Annotated in this window: 6 protein-coding genes; 1 reads left to right on the top strand and 5 read right to left on the bottom strand. The window is 65.6% G+C overall.

Features of this window, described 5'->3' with window-relative positions:
- Positions 1 to 132: 132 nt before the first annotated feature.
- The gene (locus VW23_RS21255) at positions 133 to 1,074 is read left to right on the top strand and encodes a diacylglycerol/lipid kinase family protein (RefSeq protein ID WP_069911508.1); all 942 of its coding nucleotides are present in this window, start codon (positions 133 to 135) and stop codon (positions 1,072 to 1,074) included.
- 286 nt (positions 1,075 to 1,360) lie between these two features.
- Here the strand turns inward: VW23_RS21255 and VW23_RS21250 are convergent, their stop codons facing one another.
- The 5 genes from VW23_RS21250 to VW23_RS29115 form a co-directional block, all read right to left on the bottom strand.
- The gene (locus VW23_RS21250) at positions 1,361 to 1,594 is read right to left on the bottom strand and encodes a hypothetical protein (protein ID WP_069911507.1); all 234 of its coding nucleotides are present in this window, start codon (positions 1,592 to 1,594) and stop codon (positions 1,361 to 1,363) included.
- Between the two features lie 105 nt (positions 1,595 to 1,699).
- Positions 1,700 to 2,161 (bottom strand): hypothetical protein, encoded by a 462-nt coding sequence (locus VW23_RS21245; RefSeq protein ID WP_069911506.1) that lies wholly within the window; start codon positions 2,159 to 2,161, stop codon positions 1,700 to 1,702.
- A gap of 4 nt (positions 2,162 to 2,165) precedes the next feature.
- Complete coding sequence (locus tag VW23_RS21240) at positions 2,166 to 2,561, bottom strand: ElaB/YgaM/YqjD family protein (RefSeq protein WP_141728425.1); 396 nt, start codon at positions 2,559 to 2,561, stop codon at positions 2,166 to 2,168.
- Between the two features lie 177 nt (positions 2,562 to 2,738).
- The gene (locus VW23_RS21235) at positions 2,739 to 2,897 is read right to left on the bottom strand and encodes a DUF3309 family protein (protein WP_069911505.1); all 159 of its coding nucleotides are present in this window, start codon (positions 2,895 to 2,897) and stop codon (positions 2,739 to 2,741) included.
- Between the two features lie 11 nt (positions 2,898 to 2,908).
- Positions 2,909 to 3,076, bottom strand: a complete 168-nt coding sequence (locus VW23_RS29115; protein WP_176730453.1) for a hypothetical protein — start codon at positions 3,074 to 3,076, stop codon at positions 2,909 to 2,911.
- Positions 3,077 to 3,205: the final 129 nt, after the last annotated feature.

Here is a 3,205-nt window from a genome sequence, read left to right as displayed (position 1 = left end):
CTCCACCGCCTTCGGCGGTCCCCCTCCCCCGCCACGCGGGGGAGGATCACGGAGAGTACGGCGCACCAGCCGACGGAACCCGCTGCCCCGTCGCGCCGTTCCGCTCGTCACGGGGTAATCCCAGGGGGCCGCATGCATTTCGTTGGGGTGTTCAACAAGGACGGCGGCACCTTCCGCACCATGGATATGGCGGCGTTCGTCGCTACGGCCGAGCGGATTTTTGCCGAGCATGGCCAATCGATCGACTGCCGGGTGGTCGACGGCGATCAGCTGAGTGCGGAGCTCGAGCGTGCCGCTGCCGATCCGACCTCCGAGGTCGTGCTGGCCGGCGGCGGCGATGGCACCATATCGGCGGCAGCCGGCATCTGCTTTGCCCACAAGATGGCGCTGGCGGTGCTGCCGGCCGGTACGATGAACCTCTTCGCCCGTTCGCTCGGGGTGCCGTTGCAGCTCGAGGCGGCGCTTGGCGCCATTGCGCGGGGGCAGGTTGCGGCGGTCGATATCGCCACCGCCAATGGCCGGCCGTTCGTCCACCAGTTCTCGGTCGGTCTGCACTCGCGGCTGGTTCGCATCCGCAACGAGCTCACCTATCACAGCCGCTGGGGCAAGATGCTTGCGAGCCTCAGGGCCATCGGGCTGGCGCTGTCGCGTCCGCTGGTGTTCGAGGCAGAAATCAGCACCAGCAAAGGCACCGACCGGCGCAAGGCGACGGCGATCGCCGTCTCCAACAATGTGCTGGGGGAGGGCCATGTGCCCTATGCCGAGGCGGTCGATCGCGGCGTACTCGGGGTCTATGTGGTCAAACCCATGCCGCCGGCCGAGCTGGCGCGGCTGGCTTTGTCACTGGCCTTCGGCAACTGGAAGGCGCATCCGCTGGTCTCGGAACGCGAAGTGGCGCAGGTCAGCCTCCGCTTCCCGCACCGCAAGGCCTCGGCCCTGGCAGTGATCGACGGCGAACTGATCCCGCTGGAACGGCAGGTGGATTTGCGGATCCATGCGGGTGGGTTGAAGGTGGTGCAGCCGGCGGCCGAGGTCGCGCCGGAGAGCAGGGACCCGCAGACCGAGGCGGCTTGAGTTCACTGGCGGTGCCCCAACGCCCCCTCGCCCCTCTGGGGAGAGGGCGGCAGTGAGGCCGAAGGCCTCGCTGCGGGTGAGGGGTGCCAAGCACGCTGAACCATCCAGCTCTCGGCACTATGGTCGTCAGGCCGGTGTGCTTGGCTACCCCTCACCCTGACCCTCTCCCCAGAGGGGCGAGGGGACGCACTTTGCGCCACCGGTGCAAGAAACTGCGGCACCCCAAACGCAATCACCCCGCCGCGGAAACCCGGGCGGGGTGAGCAATCTACTCAAACTGTTGCACTCAGAGGCTCGATGCCCCTGCTTCCACCGGCTCCTGGCCGAGCTTGCGCAGGGCGTTCTCGATGGTCTTCAGGTCTTCGCCGTCGTCGCCGTCGACCGGGGTCATGCCTTCAGTGGCGCTGCGCTCCTTGGAGAGCGAGTCCGCTTCGAGCTGGCGCAGGATGGTGATCTTCTCAGCATCCGCAATGTGGTCGTCGGTCAGAATGGTCACGATCTTCCGTTTGATGTGGGTCATTGCTCACACTCCTGGAAATCTGCTTTGGCCTCACCTGCAGGAACTGCAGGTGCATCAGATAACGCGGCCGGTCAGACGGGGTTCCCGACAAATGTGGCGACGTGATCAGTCCGGATCATGGCCATTACTATGGCCGTGCGAACTGCCGGGCTTGGCCAGCAGGTAGGCAGCGGCGAGCGCGCCGCCGATCGGAATGCCGACCTTTCTCATCAGGTCTGACTTCAGCACCAGCGGCAGGGCGGTGAGCGCCGCGGTGGTGACCAGAGCGGTCTTTTCGGCAGCATTGCGCCGCTGCGCGGCATGCTTTTTGGCGATGCTGTCGGTGATGGTGATGGCGGCATAGAGCCCGAGCGCGATCACCAATGCGCCGGCGGCGATCACCAGCGGCGCGACGATCGGCCCCCACATCAGGGTGAACCAGGCGTTGAGCGCCACCAGCCCGAAGACCAGGCCGATCAACGCAAAGAGCGCCACGGCCGACCAGGCCATGGCGTTCCGCTTGAAGTGCTCGAGCAACTCGTCGACCTCGATCCCGAGGACCGACGCCGCCAAAGCGAGGAGGTGCATGGGGCTACCTCGAAACGACGGCGAGCACGAAGCCCAGCGCAATCGCGCCAGCGACAGCGGTCAGCGGCTTCTCGCGGATGGTGTCCTTGATCTGCTTTTCGAGCTGGCCGAATTCGTCCTGCACGTCCTCGACGGCGCTCTGGCCAGAGCGGGCAAGGTTCTTCACCTCGCGCTTGGCAAGCTTCTGCGCGTCGTTGACCTTATCCTCGGCGAGGCTGGCCAGAGTCGCGGCGATCGACTTCAAATCGGTCTGCAACTGGTGCACCTGGGCCGAGAGTTCGTCCTCGCGGCTTTGGCTCTGGCGCGCAGCAGCGCGACGCGGGCCGTTGGCGGCGCGGCGGGCCGGTGCCTTGGTGGCTGCGGCGGTACGGTTGGGGGCCATATCGGTAGTGGATGCCATGATGGTCGCTCCTGATGTGATGGGGGGGCAACGCACGGTTGGCGCAAGAGTTCCGAACCCCTTGATTTCCGGGGCTATCGGGCGAGTGGCCCGGAGAAAAGAGTGCAGACCAGTCCGGGGGCGAACTGGGGTGCGATGGCGAGCCATAAGGGGGGCGACCTTGGCTCGCGAAGCTCGTCAGAATACGCGCATCAACACGAGGATGATGACGATGACGAGCACGACGCCAAGAATACCGGAGGGGTAAGCTCCCCAGGAGCGGGAGTAGGGCCAGGCCGGTATGGCGCCGATCAACAGCAGGATCAGCAGAACAATGATGATCGTGCTCAAAGTCACGGTGGACGCTCCTAGACGATCGACAGGAGGAGGGTAGCGGCTACGACAAGAATGCCTGCAGCAGGGAGGAGGGCGGCAAGCACGGCGCCGTAATGCGTACGCCCGTCATATCCTTCGGGGATCCACACGACGGCCGAGCGGGCGGCATGTTCGAGGTTGGCGATCTCAAGTCGGGTCATCGCTCTCGTTCCTTTTGCAAGGGTGCTACCGGAGGGAGGGCCGGTAGACACGCCGCCACGTTGGCGCGTCAGCCCAATAACGAGGTCCGCCACAATTGGTTCCGGGGTGGGGAGAAAAGTGTGATTGGG

Source organism: Devosia insulae DS-56, from assembly GCF_000970465.2.
Classification (GTDB): domain Bacteria; phylum Pseudomonadota; class Alphaproteobacteria; order Rhizobiales; family Devosiaceae; genus Devosia_A; species Devosia_A insulae.
This window is presented reverse-complemented; position numbering and strand designations above follow the sequence as displayed.